Below are 18,008 nucleotides of genomic sequence, written 5' to 3' on the forward strand. Positions count from 1 at the left end.
AGCGGGACAACCGCGCGATTTTGAAAGGGCTAGCGATGAACCTTATCGCCCAGATAGAAGCCGAGCAAATTGCAGAGCTTGGCAAGGAAATTCCGGATTTCAAGGCGGGTGACACCATCCGCGTCGGCTACAAAGTGACCGAAGGCACCCGTTCGCGCGTGCAGAACTTCGAAGGTGTGTGCATTGGCCGCAAGGGCGGCGCAGGGATCGCTGCATCCTTCACCGTGCGCAAGATTTCGTTTGGCGAGGGCGTGGAACGCGTATTCCCCCTGTATTCCACGAATATCGACAGCATCACTGTTGTGCGCCGTGGTCGCGTGCGTCGCGCCAAACTGTATTACCTGCGTGACCGTCGCGGCAAATCGGCCCGTATCGCAGAAAAGTCCAACTACCGTCCAATGGACGAAAAAGCTTAAGGAGCGGGCGAATGAAAGCCGATACCCACCCCGATTATCACATGATCAATGTGAAAATGACCGACGGCACCGTCGTTCAGATGAAATCGACATGGGGCGCCGAAGGCGACACCCTGTCACTGGATATCGACCCCTCTGTGCACCCTGCATGGACGGGCGGTTCGTCGCGCCTGATGGATGCGGGCGGCCGTGTGTCGAAGTTCAAGAACAAATATGCAGGTCTGGGTTTCTGATAACCCGTTGCAGGATTGTTTTGGAAAAGGCGCGATTTTCGCGCCTTTTTTCTTTTTTATCAATGCGTTGATGTGATGTTGCGGATGCTTGCACAAATGCGTTACCCCGCATAGAAGGGCAACAGGCACAACGCATCAGGGCAATCGCATGGCGCATATCATCGTGGTCGGCAACGAAAAGGGCGGGTCGGGCAAGTCCACCGTTTCCATGCATGTTTCTGTGGCTTTGGCACGGATGGGCAAACGGGTCGGCGCTATGGATCTTGACCTGCGCCAGCTCAGTTTCGGGCGGTATATCGAGAACCGCCGTAATTTCATGGCCAAGACCGGACTGGACCTGCCCATCCAGACCTTCCAGCCCTTGCCTGAAATTGATGCCACCACCCTGCCCGAGGGGGCGAACCTGTCGGATGCGCGCATGTCCGCCGCACTAGAGGCGCTGGAACAGACCTGCGACTATATTGTCATCGACTGCCCCGGTGCCCATACGCGGCCCAGCCAGTTTGCGCATTCCGTGGCCGACACGCTGATTACGCCCATCAATGACAGCTTCATTGATTTTGACCTGCTGGCCAGAACGGACCCCGACACGGGCAAGGTTCTGTCCCCCTCCATCTATTCGGAAATGGTCTGGAAGGCCCGCCAGACCCGCGCGCAGGCCGGTCTGCGCCCGCTGGACTGGATTGTGTTGCGCAACCGTCTGGGCACAGTGGCCATGCACAACAAGCGCAAGGTGGGGGACGCGCTGGAAGAACTTAGCAAACGCATAGGGTTTCGCGTTGCAGCCGGGTTCAGTGAACGCGTTGTGTTCCGTGAATTGTTCCCGCGCGGCCTGACATTGCTGGACCTGCCCGATATTGGCAGCGAAAGCATGACAATGTCACATATCGCCGCCCGTCAGGAGGTTCGCGACCTGCTGGTGACACTGGATTTGCCAGATCTGCGCGTCAATGTCTGAAATAGCCACGACAGGGCAGCCGCGCCTCCAGATCGTTTGACATCCGCTCAAGGCGTGCATCAATCCTGTCATACGCTTGGTCCGGCTCGGCTTTTCGTGTCGTGCGCATAGCGCTTAGCATTGCCCCGAGGCGTGAAGTATCAGAACCGTTTTGAAAAATGGCCACAACGTCACCTTTGGTTTACCTGTCTGCACGGGATGATGGTTAACGCGTGTGGCAGCAATGTGACGCATATTAGGTGTCTCTACGGCAGGGCCGCCGTGTGCGCGCCGGTGTTTTCCCGATCAGGGGCGGGCCGGACCAGCCCCTGATCGGCGCCATGCTTAACGTCTGCGGCAGGCGCGCAACTGTTGGTCATACATTTGCGCGCGTGTGGCAACACGGTCGGCCACACCCAGCAACCACGGCTTGGCATTATACGACCCGCGCGCATAGCCAGTGTGCCCTTCGTGATAGGCCAGATACAGATTGCGCGCGTCGTTCAGGGCGATGCCGTTGCGTTCGCGGGATTTGTTGGAATACCAGCCCACGAAATCTGTGGCATCGCGTATATTCGTGCGCGTCGCACGGCGATTTCCGGTTTCGCGTTGGTATTCTTCCCATGTGCCATCCAGCGCCTGCGAATACCCAAGTGCCGATGACTGCCGCCCCATTGGAATGACCCCCAGCGTGTAGCGGACAGGGGTGCGCGCATCCCCGATAAAGCGACTTTCGGCATGGATAATCGCCATTTGCACAGGCACACCCACGCCCCAACGGCGTTCCGATGCGCGCATGGCTGCGAAATATTGCGGCCGTTCTGTCGCCAGCGCGCAGGCGTTGTCCAGATTGCGCGGCGCAGAAAATTCCTGCCTGCCGCCACAAGCGGCCAGAATGGCCACTACGAAAAGAAGTGCATATGTTCTGCTCATGACTGCCTCGGTTTTTTTATTTTAGCATATCGGATTTTGCACCAAATGAAAGCCTGCCTTGGCATTATGACCCCTTGGAAACAGGCATTTTCTTATATCTGGCGCGTTCGTGAACGCTGTTTCCGGCTGAACTGGGGCCCTTAACGATATTTTCAAGAACTGCCGGTATTCTGATCAATGGGTGAATAAAGGTGGGTGTTATGCAAAAAACTGACAATGTCAGGCCAATTATTATCAAGCGTAAAAAGGTGTCTGGCGGGGGCGGCCATCATGGCGGCGCGTGGAAAGTGGCCTATGCAGATTTTGTGACGGCGATGATGGCATTCTTCCTGATGCTGTGGTTGCTGGGCTCGGCAGATGACGAACAGCGCAAGGGAATAGCGGATTATTTCTCCCCAACCCTCAGTTTTCAAAGCCGGTCTTCGGGCGCTGATGGTGTTATGGGCGGGCGCGCGATTAGTGAAGATACCTCCATCACTGATGAAGGGGCAAGCCGCGGCCAGTTGGAAGCCGAACAGGCATTGCTGGAAGAACTGGCCGAAACATTCGAGGCCATGTCGGGGCAAAGCGCGCTTTATGAACAAGCCTTGCAGCATGTGAATATCAAGCTGACAGATGAGGGGTTGGTGGTCGAGATGCATGACTTGCCAGACTCGCATCTGTTCGACCCGCGCAGCACGCAGCCCAACCCGATCCTGCTTGTGCTGGTCGACGTTCTGGCCGACGTGTTTGCTATGGTGACCAACCCCGTGGCCATAAATGCGCATTCTGCGGCGTTCCCGTCGGTTGTACTGGAAAACCCCGTCTGGACGCTGACGGTCGGGCGCGCGCAGGCCATGCGGGAACTGCTGGGCGCGTCCGGTTTCGCCGATCCGCGCATGAAGCGCGTCACGGGGTACGCGGATCGCAATCTGGCCGTGCCCATGAACGCGATGGACACCCGCAATAACCGTCTGGAGGTTATCTTGCTGCGCACGATGACACGCTGATCCGCTGGATTAGCGTGTCATTAACGCAGTCGGCGTAGACTGCAGATAAGAATCATGCTGTGGATGGAGCGAATATGAGCATTTCGTCGTCGATGAACGCGGGCATTGCAGGCTTGCGTGCCAACTCTGCCCGATTGGGGACCATTTCTGACAATATCGCAAACTCTGCGACACATGGCTACAGGCGTTCCGAAACGGCGTTCCATTCCATGGTTGTGGGAACCGGTGCCGCAGGGCAGGGGGCCTATTCGGCCGGCGGGGTCCGTTCATCGACCTTCCGGCAGGTCGATCAGGGCGGTTCCTTGATGGGGACGCAAAACTCTACCGATCTGGCATTGTCGGGGCGCGGCTTCTTTCCCGTAACAACCGAATTGGGCGCGCGGCTGAATGACGGGACGTCCCCGCTTCTGCTCTCGCCAACCGGATCCTTCCGGCAAGACAGCAACGGCGTTATGCGCGATTCTGCAGGCAATGCGCTGCTTGGCTGGCCGGTCAACCCCGACGGGTCGATGCCCGTCTACCCGCGCGACAATATCTCCGGGTTGCGCCCTGTCCGGATTGAGGTGAACCAGCAGGTCTCCGTTGCCACCAGTCTCGTGAACCTTGGTGTGAACCTTCCCGCCTCGGCGACGCTTCCCGACGCCTCCGGTGATCCGCATCTGATGTCGATCGACTACTACAATGCCGTCGGATTGTCAGGAAAGCTGTCGGTCGAGTTCACGCCCCAGATCGATCCCGCAGGGCCAACCAACACCTGGACAATGTCCCTGATGGAACAGGGGACGGGGGTGGCACTGGGGACATATACTGTGCAGTTCAATGATGCATCCGGTATTGGTGGAACGCTGCAGTCGATTACACGAACCAGCGCAGAGGGGGGGGATTATGACCCCGCAACTGGTACTTTCGACGTGGATGTGGATGGACAGCCGATCAGCTTCTTTGTCGGGAATTACGGCGAATACGGCAGCATGGTGCAGCGCGGCGTCAACTTCTCCCCTGTCGGGGTCGAACAAAACGGCTTTGGTTCCGGAAATTTGATCGGCTTGACTGTCGATGCGGCAGGAAATCTTGACGCCGTCTATGATCAGGGTTTTCGCAGAACACTGTTCCGTATCCCCATTGTTGACGTGCCAAATCCAAACGGCCTGACTGCGCTGAACAACCAGACATTTCAGGTTTCGCGCGACAGCGGCCCCTTTTTCCTGTGGGACGCTGGAACCGGCCCGGTTGGCTCGGTTGTTGGTTATGCGTTGCAGGAATCCGCAACTGATGTCGCTGCCGAACTCACAGCACTAATCCAGACCCAGCGGGCCTATTCGTCAAATGCGAAGGTTATTCAGACCGTTGATGAAATGTTTCAGGAAACGACAAATATTAAACGCTGATAGTGTCCAGAAGTGTCAGAAGGTAAATTGCCATGTCCTTGTCAACAGCACTCAATTCGGCCGCCAGCGGGTTGCAGCTTGCGTCCCGTGGCGCACAGATTGTGGCCGACAATATCGCGAATGCCAGCACCGAAGGATTTGGTGCAAGGTCGATAACGCAGGCCGCACGCGTGACCGGCAGTGCAGGAAGCGGGGTGGTCATGACTGGTATAACACGCCAGTCGGACCCGGCATTGATGGGCGAAATTCGCGGCGCCAATGCGGCACAGTCGGGGACAGACAGCCTGCTACATTTCTGGTCGAACATTGAAAAAAGTATCGGCACCCCTGGGGAGCCAGGCGCGCTTGGCACACATATCTTCTCGCTCGAGGAGGCGCTGAAACAGGCGTCGATCCAGCCGGAATCCCAATCTTCCCTGCAAAAAGTTGTCTTCGCAGCACAAAATCTGGCTGGAAAAATAAACGATATCGATACCGGCTTGCGGTCTGCCCGTGACAGGGCAGACGCAAGCATAAGTCAGGACGTTGACCGTTTGAACACTTTGTTCGAACAGATCAACGCCCTGAATTCCGACATTGCCCGACAAAAACTCTCCGGCGGGTTCCCGCATTCACTTGAAGATGCGCGCCAGAACCTGATTGATCAGGCATCCTCTATCATCCCATTGAAAGAAATTGCCCGTCCCGATGGCAGGTCCATGATCCTCGGTGCAGATGGCACGGTCTTTGTGGACCGTGATGTCACGACGCTGGAATTTCGACGGACCCCGTCGCCAGCTGCGGGGGAAACGGTCGGCGCTGGCGATCTGGGACGCCTTGTCATCAACGGTCGTGACGTCTCTGCGACAAGCCCGCTTTTGCAGTCCGGCAGTCTGGCAAGTGCCTTTCACATTCGGGATGTTCATATTCCGCAGGTTCAACAAGACCTTGACCATTTCGCGGCTGACCTTGTGAACCGGTTCTCGGATACCGATCTGGACCCGACCCTGCCGGCCGGCGCTTTCGGTATTTTTGCGATCCGTGCTGAAACAACGATGCCCGCAGATCTGGCAGGGATATCCGGTCGGGTCACATTAAACCCGATCATCGCCCCTGACGATGGCGGCACATTCTGGCGCATCAGGGACGGGTTGCATGCGTCAAGCCCGGGCCCGGTGTCCGAGAATGCCATTATTGCCCGAATGGGCGACGCGCTTCTTGCCTTTACCCCCGACCTTTCTGGCACGCGGCCCAATGCACAGCTCCAAGGTCATGCTGATGTGCTTTTGTCCAATGTGGCGACACAACGATTGGCCACAGAAACGCAGACTGCATATACATCCGCGCGGGTTTCTGCCCTTCAGGAATTGTTTGGCGCGAATGGCGTGGACACAGATGCCGAATTGCAAAAACTGCTCGTTCTGGAAAAATCCTATGCGGCGAATGCGCGCGTGATGGTGGCCGCAGATAGCATGCTGCGAACATTGCTGGAGATGTAGACATGAAACCTCTCGCACTCGGAGATATGGCGCGCAGTCAAGCGTTGCGACACAACAGCATCACCTTGAAGCGCCAGATGACGTCACTGCAACAGGAACTGATTTCGGGGCACGTCAATGACAAACTTCGCCGCACTGGTGGCGAAACTGCAGTACTGTCGGGTTTGCAGCGGTCCATGACGATCGCGCAAACCAATCAGGTTAACGCCACTGTCATTTCGACGTTCCTGAATGCCCAGCAAGAGGCGCTGGGCAGAGTGTCGGATATTGCACAAGAAAAGGCTGCATATCTGGTCAGGCCGGAACTTTTTGCGACGGATGATCGTTTGACGGGGGCTATTGACCGCGTCGACAATGCGCTGCGCGACATTACCACCCTTCTGAACACGAAGATTGCCGGCAAGAGTATCTTTGCGGGCAGCAATAGTGACGGCGCTGCGCTGCGTGATGTTGACAGTATTATCAGCAGTATTGTCAGCACCATACCGGCGGGCGCGGATTATCAAACTATTGACCAGATTGTTGCAGACTGGTTCGGACCTGGCGGCCAGTTTGAGGTCGAGCAGTATCTTGGCGGGCCCGAAAAGGGGGCGCCGGTCGCTCTTGGTGATGGCTATAGCCTGCGCCTTGATCTGACGGCAAGCGACCCTGCCATCCGTGGCATTCTGGCCGAATTAACGAAAGGTGCGATCCTGAAACAAGGGTTGCTTGCCAACGAGCCGGGCCAGCAGCGACAGCTTCTTACGAATATCGGTGCAAACCTGTTCAATGCAGTATCGGCATTTCAGTTCACGCAGGAAAATCTTGGGTTGAAGCAAGCCTATGCAGAGGAGGCGCGCACCGATGCGGAGGCGGCACACATATCGTCTCAAATGGCGTTGAACTCATTGCTTGGGGTGGATGAATATGACGTTGCTTCGCGTCTGAATGACGCAATGGCCCAGCTTGACAAGATTTATCTTATGACGGCCCGCTTGTCGCGCCTATCACTGAGTGAGTATCTATGAGGGTATTTCAGGCTGTTCTGCTTTGGTGCCTCGTCTCTGTTGTTGCGGTGCCGGTATTCGCGCAAACCAGATTAAAGGATCTGGTCGAATTTGACGGTGTGCGCGGGAATGATCTTGTCGGATACGGGCTGGTTGTCGGGTTGAACGGCACCGGCGACGGGGTGCGCAATTCGCCCTTTACCGAAGAAATCATGGTGACGATACTTGAACGGCTGGGGGTGAATGTCACAGGCGAGCAATTCAGGCCGCGCAATGTGGCAGCGGTTATCGTGACGGCATCCTTGCCGCCCTTCGCGCGGGCCGGTTCGCGTATCGATGTCTCGGTTTCCGCCATTGGTGACGCGTCCAGCCTGCATGGCGGCACGTTGGTCATGACCCCGCTGAATGGTGCGGACGGAAATATTTATGCTGTGGCGCAGGGCGGTATTCTGTCTGGTGGCGTCAGCATAGCCGGTGAGGCCGCTGCCGAGATTCGCGGGGTTCCGACATCGGGTGTTATTCCGTTTGGGGCGCGTGTTGAACGCGAAGTCGATTTTACATTATCGTCGCTGCGCATGCTGCGCCTGTCCTTGCGGAATGCTGATTTCTCAACAGCCGAGATTATTGAACGGGCCATAAACACACAGTTTCAACGCCGTATCGCAACCATGCTTGATTCCGGCACGGTCGAGATTGATGTATCGCGGGCAAATGTTGCCTCGACCGCCCATCTGATCAGCCAGATCGAGAATATTCAGGTGGTGCCCCAGACACGGGCGCGGGTTGTGATGGACCAGCGTTCGGGCACGGTCGTGATTGGCAGCGACGTCCAGATAAGCCATGTTGCAGTTTCGCAAGGGGCATTGACGTTGCGTGTCGAAGAAGCGCCGTTGGTTGTCCAGCCGAACCCGTTTTCAGAAGGGGAAACGGTTGTCGTTCCCCGTACGCGTGTGGGAATGGAGGATGACGACGGGCTGGGCTTGTTCGAGTTGCAGGCGGCAACAACACTGACCGATGTTGTCGAGGGGTTGAGCGCATTGGGGGTCGGCGCAAGGGAGCTTATAGATTTGTTGAGCACCATCCATGCGGCAGGTGCCCTGCATGCGGACCTGATCATTCGCTAAGGGTGCGGGTGGGGGTAAACGATTTCGGTCGGCGTTCAGTCGGACTGCCCTGCGGTATTTTGAGGTTGCAATGCCGGTTGCGTGGTATCGGGCCAATAGGGCTGCATCCGCGCCATAACCCCCATGCAGCCGCCAGCTATATGCCTGTCATCAGTCGGTGGCCGGGCGCATGATAAAGGTGCAAAACCCCGATTGGTCGCGCCTGCCGCCAACTTGTGCGCGTGATCAGCAAGGTTGGGGTTGCGGCATCGACTTGCAGGGCATCGGCGACCTGTGCCGGGGGCGTCGTTGCCTCGATCGCGATTTGCGCGCGGGTCAGCGGCACATTTCGCAACAGCCATTCATCAGCAGGTGTTTTTTCCAATATGTCGCGTGACAGCCCCTTGACGGTTGCGGGCAGCAACCAGCGATATTCAACCTGATGGGGCGTGTCATCTGCCAGATGCAGGGCCGCGATAAACCAGAATACAGTGTCCGCCGCCAACCCAAGCGCTACGCTAAGGTCGGGATTCGGGCGCAACCGGTCTGCGTTCAGCAGTCGATAGCCGGGGACATGCCCCGCCTTGCGGATTGCCTCGGCTATGATGGGCACGTCCAGTGGTGCTTTGCGCACGGGGTTGGCAGACACAGTGGTCCCGCCCTTGCGCTTGCGGTCCAGAAACCCCGCTGTTGCCAGATCGCGCAGGGCACGGCCGACTGTCGAGCGTGTGCATCCATAATGCTCGGCCAGTTCGACCTCTCTCGGGATCTGGTCGCCGGGTTTCCATATGCCCGACTGGATACGGCCAAGAAGGTCGCCACGAATGGCCTTCCAGTCGGCCTTGCCAGTGGGCGTTGTCACATCGCATCTCTCAATCGTGCCAGAACGCGGCGGTAGTCTGCGACGATGCCGGCCTTGTTGATATGTTCACCGGCACGCACCATGTGCCGCCCTGCCGACCACACATCGGCAATACACCGGTTATCGCCCGAAAAAATCGCTGTATCAAGAATCAGATCGCCGTCGCGGCCTTCAAGGTCGGGGTGATGCGCGTCCAGTGCGACAAGATCCGCCCAGAGCCCGTTGGAAATTTCCCCTGCCGCACGCCCTGCGGCAAGCGCACCGCCGCTGGCCGCGCCCTGCCACAGGACATGGCCAGTGGAACGGTCCGGCGTTGCCAGAACGGCGCGACTGTGGTCGCGCAGGCGTTGTGAATATTCCAACCCGCGCAGTTCCTCGGTCAGGGAAATGCGAATGTTCGAATCGCTGCCAATGCCAAACCGCCCGCCATGGTCCACGAACCGCGCACCGTCAAAAATGCCATCGCCAAGGCTGGCTTCGGTCATCGGGCACAATCCGGCCACGGCCCCTGTGCGCGCAAGTGCAACAGTCTCGGCAGGCGTCATCTGGGTGCAGTGGATCAGGCACCAGCGGTCCGAGAGCGGTGCATTGTCCAGCAGCCATTCCACAGGGCGCGCGCCCAAGGATGCCTGCACTTCGGTGACTTCTTCGGTCTGTTCGGCCAGATGCATATGCACGACGCCTGATCCGGCAAGGTCAATGCAGAATGCCAGATCATCCGGTTGAACCGCCCGCAGCGAATGGGGCGCGATGCCAATTGCGCTGTCGGCGGGCAGTGCTGCAAGGGTTTTCCCCGAATCGGCCACAAGCCGCGCGAAGCGGTCGCGGTCATTGCCAAAACGCCGCTGGCCTGGCGCAAGGGGACGGCGGTCGCAGCCGCCAAACCGGTACAGGACCGGCAGCAGGGTCAGCCCCATGCCGGTCTGTTCGGCGGCGGCGCAAATGCCGTCGGCCATTTCCGACAGTTTGTCATAGGGGCGGCCATCGGGTTGGTGATGCAGGTAGTGAAATTCGGCCAGTGCGCCAAACCCCGCTTCCAGCATTTCCATTTGCACCATGGCCGCAATCGCGCGGCAGTCATCGGGCGTCAAATGGTCAAGGAAGCGGAACATAAGCCGCCGCCATGTCCAGAATGTGTCGCGCGGGTCGGGACCGCGTGCTTCGGTCATGCCCGCCATCGCGCGCTGGAAGGCGTGGCTGTGCAGGTTGACCGGCGCAGGCAGCAGCGTGTCCACGACATGCCCTTGTTCTGCTGCGCCCGCAGTGACACTGGCGATCCGCCCCTGCGCGTCAATGCGCAGCAGAACGTCCTTCGCCCAACCATTCGGCAGCAAGGCCTGCCGTGCCCAAATCATCTGTTCGGTGTTCATCTTCATATTGACACTGTTATTATGCTTACGCATATTAATGACACGAACATGACGCAAAGGGAATAGCCCAGTGCAAGGCATTGCAACAGCCAGCCCGACCGACCAGCCCTTCTGCACCCGTCAGGGTGGCAGCCCGTTGGTGCTGGCCATACCGCATGCGGGCACGAATATTCCTGATGACGTGCACGCGGCGCTGAACGGGACAGGGCGCGCGCTGTCGGACACAGACTGGCATATGGACCGCGTCTATGACGGGTTGCTGGATGATGTGACGGTGGTGTCAGCGCGGTTTCACCGCTATGTTATTGACGCCAACCGCGACCCGTCCGGTGCAAGCCTGTATCCGGGGCAGAATACAACCGGGTTGGTGCCGCTGACGGATTTTGATGGAAACCCGATCTGGACGCATGAACCGGATGCGGCCACCATCGAGGGCCTGCGCGCGCAGTTTCACGCGCCCTATCATGCGGCACTGGCGGCGGAACTGGCGCGCGTCAAGGCGTTGCATGGCTTTGCGATCCTGTATGACTGCCATTCGATCCGGTCCGAAATTCCGTTCCTGTTTGAAGGCACCTTGCCGGATTTCAACATCGGCACCAATCATGGTGTGACCTGTGCGCCCGCCCTGCAAGACACGGTCCGGCGCCATTGCGCTGCGGCGGCGGGGTTCAGCCATGTGGTGAACGGCCGCTTTTTGGGCGGTTGGACAACGCGGCATTATGGCCAGCCGGAACAGGGCATTCATGCCATCCAGATGGAACTGGCCCAATCCACCTATATGCAGCAATCCCCGCCCTGGGCCTGGGATGACGGGCGCGCCGCGCGGTTGCGTGCGGTGCTGGGTCCAATGTTGCGCGACATCGCAGCATTGGACCTGTCTTGAATACGACTGAAGAAACCCCAACAAGGAGCGATAGAATGAAAACCCTTACCAAGACACTTTGTGCGCTGACGCTGTCGGCTGTGGCGCTGGGTGCGCCTGCGGTGGCACAGGAACGCGTGTTCGTGGGCATTGCAACCGGCGGCACGGGCGGCACATATTACCCGCTTGGCGGTATGCTGGCGCAGCTGATTTCCAACACCGCCGAGTTGGAAGGCAAGCGCATTTCCGCGACTGCCGAAACCGGCAATGCATCGGTGGCAAATGCAGGCCTGCTGGCACAAGGCGAGATCGAGACTGCGTTCATCGCCGCTGATATTCTGGATGCCGCCTATCGTGGTGCCAACCAGTTCGAAGGCAACGCTGCCGAAAACATCCGCGCGCTTGGCTCGCTTTACCCCGAAACCGTGCAGCTTGTGGCGCGCGCGGGCGCCAATGTGACCAGCTTCGCGGATATGGCCGGAAAATCCGTATCGTCCGGTTCGCCGGGTTCGGGGCAGTGGCAGTTGCTGGGTGACCTGCTGGAAGCCCACGGCATGACCCGCGAGGACGTGTCGGAAGACTATTCGTCCTTCGCGCAATCGGCAGACAAGCTGCGCGATGGCAATCTGGATGCATCGCTGATTACCGCAGGTATTCCTACAGCCTCGATCACGGAACTTGCCAATGGCCATGATATTACTGTCGTGCCGCTGTCGGGCGATGAGATTGCGGCGCTTCAGGAAGTGCAGCCCTATTATGCGTCGGTAACCCTGCCCGCAGGCACCTATCGCGGCATTGACGCGGATGTCGAAACGCTGGCTGTGCGCGCGATCTGGGCCACGCATGCCGATCTGGATGATGATCTGGCCTATGCCATGGTCAAGGCGCTGTATGAAAACACCGACACGCTGGCGCAGGTCCATGTCATGGGCGGCCAGATTTCGTTGGAAACCGCGCTCGAGTCCGTCTCGGTGCCGCTGCATCCCGGTGCGGAACGGTTTTACCGTGAAATGGGCCTGATCGATTGATCTGCCACGGCAAGTGTCGCGTGTTCGCGCTTGCCGCTGTGATTCTGGTCATGGGCGGCCCCGCTGTCGCCCATGATTGCATGAAGCGCATGCTTGACGTGATCCATCTGCGTGACGGCACGACGCTGGTTGCGCTGCCTGCGCAACCGTTTTCGTTGCGTTGGCGCAATTCGGTTACGCGGACCATGGTTCAGGCGGATTATATCCTTGACCCGCAGGGGCAGATCATCCAGATCGCCGAACGGTTTGCGGCCCACGGCCCCGGTATGGCCCATGACGGCACAGGCTGGCGGGTCGAGGGGGGGCAGATGGTCATCGACCTGCACCGGAATGTGGGGCAGCTGGTCCTGCGCAGTGCGCCCGAATATGAAAACCGCCTGATCGCAGGCGACACAGTGATCGACCTGACGCGGTGGCCTGCAACCCCGCTTGAAATACGCCCGTCCGATTGCAAGGAACCCCCGCAATGAATACACCCGCCCCCAAAAGCGACCTGACCGCCGCCGAAATGGAAGCGCTGGTTCGCAAATATGACAGCGAAACCAACTTTCGCCGCCTGACAGGGGTGACAGGGCTTGTGGTGACACTGGCCTGCATCGTGCTGAGTGTGTTTCACATCTACACATCCGGTTTCGGGCTGCTGAATGAAGTCATGCACCGTTCTGTGCATATGAGTTTCATCATGCCGCTGGTGTTTTTGCTGTTCCCGCGCACGCGGGCCGAAAAGCCGGTGCGCGCATGGGGGTTCGGGCTGGCGTTCGCGGTGTTCTATGTCTTTTTGGGGGTGCAACTGGCCGATGCGCTAAGCGGGCGGATACCGGATATGGCGCGCTGGGGGCTGATCGGTGTCAGCTTCGCGCTGGCGCTGACGGCGTTGCCCGTCAACGCGCTGGGCGGGCAGGGTGACCGGCTTTCGGTCATGGACTGGCCGCTTGCCATCGCGGGGGGCGCATCGTCGCTGTATCTGATCGTATTCTTCGATTCGATCTTCATTCAGAATGTGGGTTTCCCGCAACCGCTGGATTATGTGATGGGCCTGCTGGCCATTATCATGGTGCTGGAAGCCGCGCGCCGCACCATGGGCGAAGTGCTGCCCGTCATTGGCACATTGGCCCTGCTTTACGCGATTTTCGGCCCCTATCTGCCGGGGGATCTGGCGCATCGGGGCTACAATATCATCCGGCTGGTCAATCACCTGTATCTGGGGACCGAAGGGATTTACGGCATTGCCATCGGGGTGGTTGCGACATTCGTGTTCCATTTCGTGCTGTTCGGGGTGCTGGCGCAGAAATCGGGCCTTGGGCAGTTATTCATCGATCTGGCCAGTATCGTCGCGGGGCGCTATGCGGGCGGGCCTGCCAAGGTGTCGGTTGTGTCATCGGGGTTCTTTGGCATGATCTCCGGCTCTCCGGTGGCGAATACTGTGACGACGGGGGCCTTCACCATTCCGATGATGAAGTCCAAGGGGTTTTCGGGCCGGTTTGCTGCCGCGACCGAAGCCTCGGCCAGTTGTGGCGGGCAGGTGACGCCGCCCATCATGGGCGCGGCCGCGTTTGTCATGACCGAAATGCTGGGCGTGCCGTATAATGAATTGATCCTGATCGCCATTATTCCGGCGGCGTTTCACTACCTGTCCACCCTGTTCATGGTCCATCTGGAAGCGAAACGCCTGAATCTGGAAGGGATCGCGCCCGACAAGTTGCCGCAATTCATGGATGTGCTGGCGCGGTCATGGCACCTGTTCATTCCGCTGGTTGTGATGGTCACCCTGCTGTTGATGAAATTCACCCCGTTCCTTGCGGCCTTCTGGGGGATTATCCTGACAATAGGGTGTTCCTATATTCCCGCCATATTGCAAACAGTGGGCCTTGGCCGTCGCATGGATGCGGGCAGTGCGCTGACGCCCGTGCGTTTGAAAGAGGCGCTGGAAAGCGGCGCGCAGCAATCCATCGCGATTACGGCGGCCTGCGCCTGTGTCGGCTTCATTCTGGGGGTCACCACGCTGACGGGGATGGGGTTCAAATTCTCTGGTGCGGTGATCGACGGGGCTGCATGGATGGGGGCGACCATCTCGGCACTGGACCCGCTGGGATTCCTGTCGCAAAACGGCACAACGCTGTTTTTCGCGCTGATCTTCGTGGCGGTTGCCTGTATCATCATGGGCGCGGGGATTCCCACGACGCCCACCTATATCATCCTTGCCGCCATCGCAGCGCCCGCATTGCAGCAACTGGGTGTGCCGCTGCTGGCCACACATTTCTTCGTGTTCTATTACGGGGTTCTGGCCGATATTACGCCGCCGGTGGCCCTTGCGGCCTATGCAGGTGCGGGGATTGCGAAATCCGACCCCATGAAAACCGGCATGACGGCGTTCCGCCTGTCCATGGGCAAGGCATTGGTTCCGATGATGTTCATCTACGCGCCTGCGCTGCTGTTCATTGATTTCACATGGTGGGATTTCATGCTGGCGTTGTCGTCAGGGGTGCTGTCCATCGTGGCGCTGTCCGTGGCCTATATCGGGTTTTTTAAGACAAGCGTGGCGCGTTGGGAAAAATGGGTGCTTAGCCTTGCGGGGTTGGCACTGGTGGCCCATGATCTGACGACCATCATGTTAAGTGCGGCGGTCGTGCTGACAATTCTGTGGCGCAACGGTCGAAAGCCACCTGATACGGCGGTGCCACGACCGCAAGACTGATCCCCAGGCAAGAAGGCTCGCATCCTGTTTCAGATGCGGGCCTTGAAGTTTCATGTGCCGACATCATTGCCGGTCGGGTGCCTTATCAGGGGCGGACGGCCACGACTTCGATTTCGACAAGCCAATGCGGGTTTGCCAGACCGGCCACCTCGAATACGGAACGGGTGGGCAGGTTGGGCTGGTCCTCTGTGCCGAAGAACTGGACATAGCCATCCATGAAGCCGCCGAAATCCATCCGGCCGCTGTCATCGGCCACCAGATAGACCTGCATTTTCACGACATCGGACATGGTCAGGTCCAGATCTTCAAGTGTGCTGTTGATCCGGCCCAGAACGGATACGGTTTGCGCTTCGGTATCGCCAAATGCGCCTGCGGTATTGGGTTCCGCGTCCGTGTTCGTGACGCCGGGGACCGCACCGCTGAGATAGACCAGCGTGGCGTCTGCGGGAATTTCAACGGCGCGCAGGATCGGAAAATCTGATCCGGGCGTCCTGTGGCGCACGACTTCGGCTTGCGCGATACCGCCCAGCAAAAGGGATGCGGCGGCTGCAGAAAGTAGGGTTTTGCTCAACATGGGTCGTTCCTTGGGGTAAAATCGGGTCTGGGGGTGAAATCAGTTCTGGCGGCCAGCCACATGTGACCGGCCGCCAGTTTGGTCTGGGACGCGCGAAGGCGCGCGGTCTTTAGCGCGTCTGGGACACCATTTCAGGTGTTGCCGGATCATCGGGGTAGTCATTGCCGAAACTGGTCCGGATGTAGTTGACCACTTCGGCAATCTGTTCGTCGTCCAGCACGCCGCGCAGGGGGGGCATGGCCGCCTGACCGTGCAGTGTCAGCATCACGGCATATTCGGGGAATTCCAGCGTCGGGTTGTCAGCCAGCGCGGGATAGCGTGCTGCGCCGGTTGCCCCCTGACCATCCGGCATGTGGCAGCTTGCGCAGACAGCCTTGTAGATCCCCTCTCCGGTTTGCTGGGTCAAAACGCTGCGGCTTTCGAACCACGCGTCGCTGTCATCCGCGATGGCAGGGACGGCGGCAAGGGTGGCTGCGAACAGGGCGGGGGTGAATAGTTGGTGCATGCGCATCGGTTATTCTCCTGCTGCGGCGATTGCGGTTTCATTCAGGCGGCGGATCGCATCCAGCGATGACAGAACCGCGCCTTCCATCCATGCGGGAAGATAGGACAGATGTTCGCCCGCGCAGACAATGCGCCGGTCCATTGCGACCGCATCATCATACTGGGCGTCCTTGTCCTGCCACAACCCGTAGCAGCCCAGCGTCCACGGCACGCGGTGCCATGCCACAGAAACCCCTGCCTTGAATTCTTCGGGCATTTGGGGGTGAATCTGGCTGCCCCATTCAATGGTGCGCCGCACGCGGTCTTCGGGTTCGATTGACGAATACTGATACGCCAGCGCCCCCCATGAATACGCCCCCAGAACAACGCCGGGCTTGTCCGACAGATAGTCATTCGACGGGTACGAGATTTGCGAGATGGGCAGGTCGGTATAGGTGGTCCCGCCGTAGATATGCTCGTCCTCTTCCCAGAAGCGGCGCTTGAATTCCAGCCCGACCTTGATGGATGCCGCGTAATGCATGGTCTGGATCACATTTGCCAGCGGGCCAGAGAAGTCATGGTCGATCTGGCTGAGGATCGAGAAGGGGATGGTGCAGACGCAGTAATCCGCGCTGGCCGTGCCTTCTGCGCCATCGTTTTCCAGATCTTCATAGGTGACGGTCACGCCACCCTCATCCTGCCGGATCTGTGTGACGCGTTTACGATAGCGGACCAGATCGCCCAGATTGTCCGCCATGGCGCGCGCGATCATGTCCATCCCGCCCTTGGGCTGGAAAATGGGCATGGATCCGTTCAGGGCCTCGCTGGTGGCAAGGCGCGACCACAGGCCCGAATCCAGCAAGGTGGACAGGTCCAGAATTTCATTCGCAATCGGTGCACCATCGACCCCGCCACCGGGCGGGCGCTCATAGCCGCGGCGCGCACTGGCGGTGTTGCCGGACACATAGGCATTGTCACTGTTCAGCGCGCCGAAGGTGCGCAGACCGGCCAGCAGGTTTTCCTTGTCCTCCTCGGACAGCACTTCGTCCAGTGCACCCTGATCGGTGACTTTGGACAGCAGGTCGGAAATATGGCCGCGGAAATCAGCATTGATTTCACGGTAGCGCACGGGCTTGCCGTCAAATGCATCGACCGAATGCACATAGGCATGGTTGTTGATCTGGATCAGCGGTTCCAGTTCGACCCCCAGCCTGCGGCAATAGTCCAGAATGCCGTAATGGTTATAGGGCACACGCCATGGACCGGGGTTGAAGTAATTGCCTTCGGCAAAATCCACAGTCTGGGTAAAGCCGCCCAGTTCCTCATAGGTGTCGCCCGCGCGCATGGTCCAGCAGCGTCCGCCTGCCACATCGCGGAACTCCAGCACCTCGACCTCATAGCCCGCGTCGCGCAACTCCATCGCGGCGATCATACCGGCGATCCCGGCCCCAAGGATAAGCACTTTCGTGCCCTCGGGTGCACGCTCCAGTTGTATATGCCCGTCATAGGGTGACGCATGTGCGACCCCCATCATACCCATGGCCTGATACATTGCCGCAGCGCCACCGGCTGCGCCCACCATTGTCAGGAATTCCCTTCTTGACGGGTTGAGTGTTGTTTTATCAGCCAAAATAGCCTCCAAACTGAATTATGTCCGCCCCCAGATTCGGC

18 protein-coding genes are annotated in these 18,008 nt (G+C 58.9%); 12 read left to right on the plus strand and 6 right to left on the minus strand.

All coding sequences use genetic code 11. From position 1 onward, the window contains the following. Nucleotides 1–35: 35 nt before the first annotated feature. The 3 genes from rplS (at nucleotide 36) to ACTIE1_RS05695 (ending at nucleotide 1,607) form a co-directional block, all read left to right on the plus strand. Complete coding sequence (gene rplS, locus ACTIE1_RS05685) at nucleotides 36–416, plus strand: 50S ribosomal protein L19 (protein ID WP_439561406.1); 381 nt, start codon at nucleotides 36–38, stop codon at nucleotides 414–416. Between the two features lie 11 nt (nucleotides 417–427). Next, nucleotides 428–649 (plus strand): 50S ribosomal protein L31, encoded by a 222-nt coding sequence (rpmE, locus tag ACTIE1_RS05690; RefSeq protein WP_439561405.1) that lies wholly within the window; start codon nucleotides 428–430, stop codon nucleotides 647–649. Between the two features lie 148 nt (nucleotides 650–797). Continuing rightward, entirely contained in the window at nucleotides 798–1,607 is an 810-nt protein-coding gene (locus ACTIE1_RS05695) for a division plane positioning ATPase MipZ (RefSeq protein ID WP_439561404.1), read from the plus strand. Nucleotides 1,608–1,931: 324 nt separating this feature from the next. Here ACTIE1_RS05695 and ACTIE1_RS05700 read toward each other — a convergent pair whose 3' ends face one another. Beyond that, a complete protein-coding gene (locus tag ACTIE1_RS05700; protein WP_439561403.1) occupies nucleotides 1,932–2,519 on the minus strand; it encodes a lytic transglycosylase in 588 nt (195 codons plus the stop codon). Nucleotides 2,520–2,719: 200 nt separating this feature from the next. On the opposite strand from ACTIE1_RS05700, the gene ACTIE1_RS05705 reads away from it, so the two are divergent. The 5 genes from ACTIE1_RS05705 (at nucleotide 2,720) to ACTIE1_RS05725 (ending at nucleotide 8,484) form a co-directional block, all read left to right on the plus strand. Beyond that, nucleotides 2,720–3,508 (plus strand): flagellar motor protein MotB, encoded by a 789-nt coding sequence (locus ACTIE1_RS05705; RefSeq protein WP_439561402.1) that lies wholly within the window; start codon nucleotides 2,720–2,722, stop codon nucleotides 3,506–3,508. 74 nt (nucleotides 3,509–3,582) lie between these two features. Continuing rightward, complete coding sequence (locus ACTIE1_RS05710; RefSeq protein WP_439561401.1) at nucleotides 3,583–4,896, plus strand: flagellar hook protein FlgE; 1,314 nt, start codon at nucleotides 3,583–3,585, stop codon at nucleotides 4,894–4,896. A 32-nt stretch (nucleotides 4,897–4,928) separates the two neighbouring features. Further along, the gene (flgK, locus tag ACTIE1_RS05715; RefSeq protein WP_439561400.1) at nucleotides 4,929–6,374 is read left to right on the plus strand and encodes a flagellar hook-associated protein FlgK; all 1,446 of its coding nucleotides are present in this window, start codon (nucleotides 4,929–4,931) and stop codon (nucleotides 6,372–6,374) included. 2 nt (nucleotides 6,375–6,376) lie between these two features. Beyond that, a complete protein-coding gene (locus tag ACTIE1_RS05720; RefSeq protein ID WP_439561399.1) occupies nucleotides 6,377–7,381 on the plus strand; it encodes a hypothetical protein in 1,005 nt (334 codons plus the stop codon). Next, nucleotides 7,378–8,484: a flagellar basal body P-ring protein FlgI gene (locus tag ACTIE1_RS05725; RefSeq protein ID WP_439561398.1), complete on the plus strand. Its 1,107-nt coding sequence runs from the start codon at nucleotides 7,378–7,380 to the stop codon at nucleotides 8,482–8,484. The genes ACTIE1_RS05720 and ACTIE1_RS05725 overlap by 4 nt, the downstream gene beginning before the upstream one ends. A gap of 136 nt (nucleotides 8,485–8,620) precedes the next feature. Here ACTIE1_RS05725 and ACTIE1_RS05730 read toward each other — a convergent pair whose 3' ends face one another. Both ACTIE1_RS05730 and ACTIE1_RS05735 read right to left on the minus strand, forming a co-directional pair. After that, nucleotides 8,621–9,325 (minus strand): GntR family transcriptional regulator, encoded by a 705-nt coding sequence (locus ACTIE1_RS05730; protein ID WP_439561397.1) that lies wholly within the window; start codon nucleotides 9,323–9,325, stop codon nucleotides 8,621–8,623. Beyond that, nucleotides 9,322–10,701: a formimidoylglutamate deiminase gene (locus tag ACTIE1_RS05735; RefSeq protein ID WP_439561396.1), complete on the minus strand. Its 1,380-nt coding sequence runs from the start codon at nucleotides 10,699–10,701 to the stop codon at nucleotides 9,322–9,324. Before ACTIE1_RS05735 ends, ACTIE1_RS05730 begins: the two co-directional genes overlap by 4 nt. Before the next feature lie 64 nt (nucleotides 10,702–10,765). On the opposite strand from ACTIE1_RS05735, the gene hutG reads away from it, so the two are divergent. Genes hutG through ACTIE1_RS05755 form a run of 4 tightly spaced genes read left to right on the plus strand, consistent with a single transcriptional unit; the run spans nucleotide 10,766 to nucleotide 15,280 of the window. After that, nucleotides 10,766–11,578 carry an N-formylglutamate deformylase gene (hutG, locus tag ACTIE1_RS05740; RefSeq protein ID WP_439561395.1) on the plus strand — a complete coding sequence of 271 codons (813 nt, stop codon included), beginning with the start codon at nucleotides 10,766–10,768 and terminating at the stop codon, nucleotides 11,576–11,578. 35 nt (nucleotides 11,579–11,613) lie between these two features. Continuing rightward, nucleotides 11,614–12,585 (plus strand): TAXI family TRAP transporter solute-binding subunit, encoded by a 972-nt coding sequence (locus ACTIE1_RS05745; RefSeq protein WP_439561394.1) that lies wholly within the window; start codon nucleotides 11,614–11,616, stop codon nucleotides 12,583–12,585. A 20-nt stretch (nucleotides 12,586–12,605) separates the two neighbouring features. Next, complete coding sequence (locus tag ACTIE1_RS05750) at nucleotides 12,606–13,055, plus strand: DUF1850 domain-containing protein (protein WP_439561393.1); 450 nt, start codon at nucleotides 12,606–12,608, stop codon at nucleotides 13,053–13,055. After that, nucleotides 13,052–15,280: a TRAP transporter permease gene (locus ACTIE1_RS05755; protein ID WP_439561392.1), complete on the plus strand. Its 2,229-nt coding sequence runs from the start codon at nucleotides 13,052–13,054 to the stop codon at nucleotides 15,278–15,280. The genes ACTIE1_RS05750 and ACTIE1_RS05755 overlap by 4 nt, the downstream gene beginning before the upstream one ends. A gap of 85 nt (nucleotides 15,281–15,365) precedes the next feature. On the opposite strand, the gene ACTIE1_RS05760 is transcribed toward ACTIE1_RS05755, so the two are convergent. From ACTIE1_RS05760 to ACTIE1_RS05770, 3 genes are all read right to left on the minus strand, one after another. Next, complete coding sequence (locus ACTIE1_RS05760) at nucleotides 15,366–15,854, minus strand: RidA family protein (RefSeq protein WP_439561391.1); 489 nt, start codon at nucleotides 15,852–15,854, stop codon at nucleotides 15,366–15,368. A gap of 109 nt (nucleotides 15,855–15,963) precedes the next feature. After that, a complete protein-coding gene (locus ACTIE1_RS05765) occupies nucleotides 15,964–16,365 on the minus strand; it encodes a c-type cytochrome (protein ID WP_439561390.1) in 402 nt (133 codons plus the stop codon). Between the two features lie 3 nt (nucleotides 16,366–16,368). Further along, a complete protein-coding gene (locus tag ACTIE1_RS05770; protein ID WP_439561389.1) occupies nucleotides 16,369–17,967 on the minus strand; it encodes a flavin monoamine oxidase family protein in 1,599 nt (532 codons plus the stop codon). Nucleotides 17,968–18,008: the final 41 nt, after the last annotated feature.

Source organism: Roseinatronobacter sp., from assembly GCF_051859525.1.
Lineage (GTDB): Bacteria > Pseudomonadota > Alphaproteobacteria > Rhodobacterales > Rhodobacteraceae > Roseinatronobacter.

Bases quoted from the DNA above. Each gene is read 5' to 3' on its own strand.
- rplS (WP_439561406.1), top strand. From the start codon at position 36: ATGAACCTTATCGCCCAGATAGAAGCCGAGCAAATTGCAGAGCTTGGC.
- rpmE (WP_439561405.1), top strand. From the start codon at position 428: ATGAAAGCCGATACCCACCCCGATTATCACATGATCAATGTGAAAATG.
- ACTIE1_RS05695 (WP_439561404.1), top strand. From the start codon at position 798: ATGGCGCATATCATCGTGGTCGGCAACGAAAAGGGCGGGTCGGGCAAG.
- ACTIE1_RS05700 (WP_439561403.1), bottom strand. From the start codon at position 2,519: ATGAGCAGAACATATGCACTTCTTTTCGTAGTGGCCATTCTGGCCGCT.
- ACTIE1_RS05705 (WP_439561402.1), top strand. From the start codon at position 2,720: ATGCAAAAAACTGACAATGTCAGGCCAATTATTATCAAGCGTAAAAAG.
- ACTIE1_RS05710 (WP_439561401.1), top strand. From the start codon at position 3,583: ATGAGCATTTCGTCGTCGATGAACGCGGGCATTGCAGGCTTGCGTGCC.
- flgK (WP_439561400.1), top strand. From the start codon at position 4,929: ATGTCCTTGTCAACAGCACTCAATTCGGCCGCCAGCGGGTTGCAGCTT.
- ACTIE1_RS05720 (WP_439561399.1), top strand. From the start codon at position 6,377: ATGAAACCTCTCGCACTCGGAGATATGGCGCGCAGTCAAGCGTTGCGA.
- ACTIE1_RS05725 (WP_439561398.1), top strand. From the start codon at position 7,378: ATGAGGGTATTTCAGGCTGTTCTGCTTTGGTGCCTCGTCTCTGTTGTT.
- ACTIE1_RS05735 (WP_439561396.1), bottom strand. From the start codon at position 10,701: ATGAAGATGAACACCGAACAGATGATTTGGGCACGGCAGGCCTTGCTG.
- ACTIE1_RS05745 (WP_439561394.1), top strand. From the start codon at position 11,614: ATGAAAACCCTTACCAAGACACTTTGTGCGCTGACGCTGTCGGCTGTG.
- ACTIE1_RS05755 (WP_439561392.1), top strand. From the start codon at position 13,052: ATGAATACACCCGCCCCCAAAAGCGACCTGACCGCCGCCGAAATGGAA.
- ACTIE1_RS05760 (WP_439561391.1), bottom strand. From the start codon at position 15,854: ATGTTGAGCAAAACCCTACTTTCTGCAGCCGCCGCATCCCTTTTGCTG.
- ACTIE1_RS05765 (WP_439561390.1), bottom strand. From the start codon at position 16,365: ATGCGCATGCACCAACTATTCACCCCCGCCCTGTTCGCAGCCACCCTT.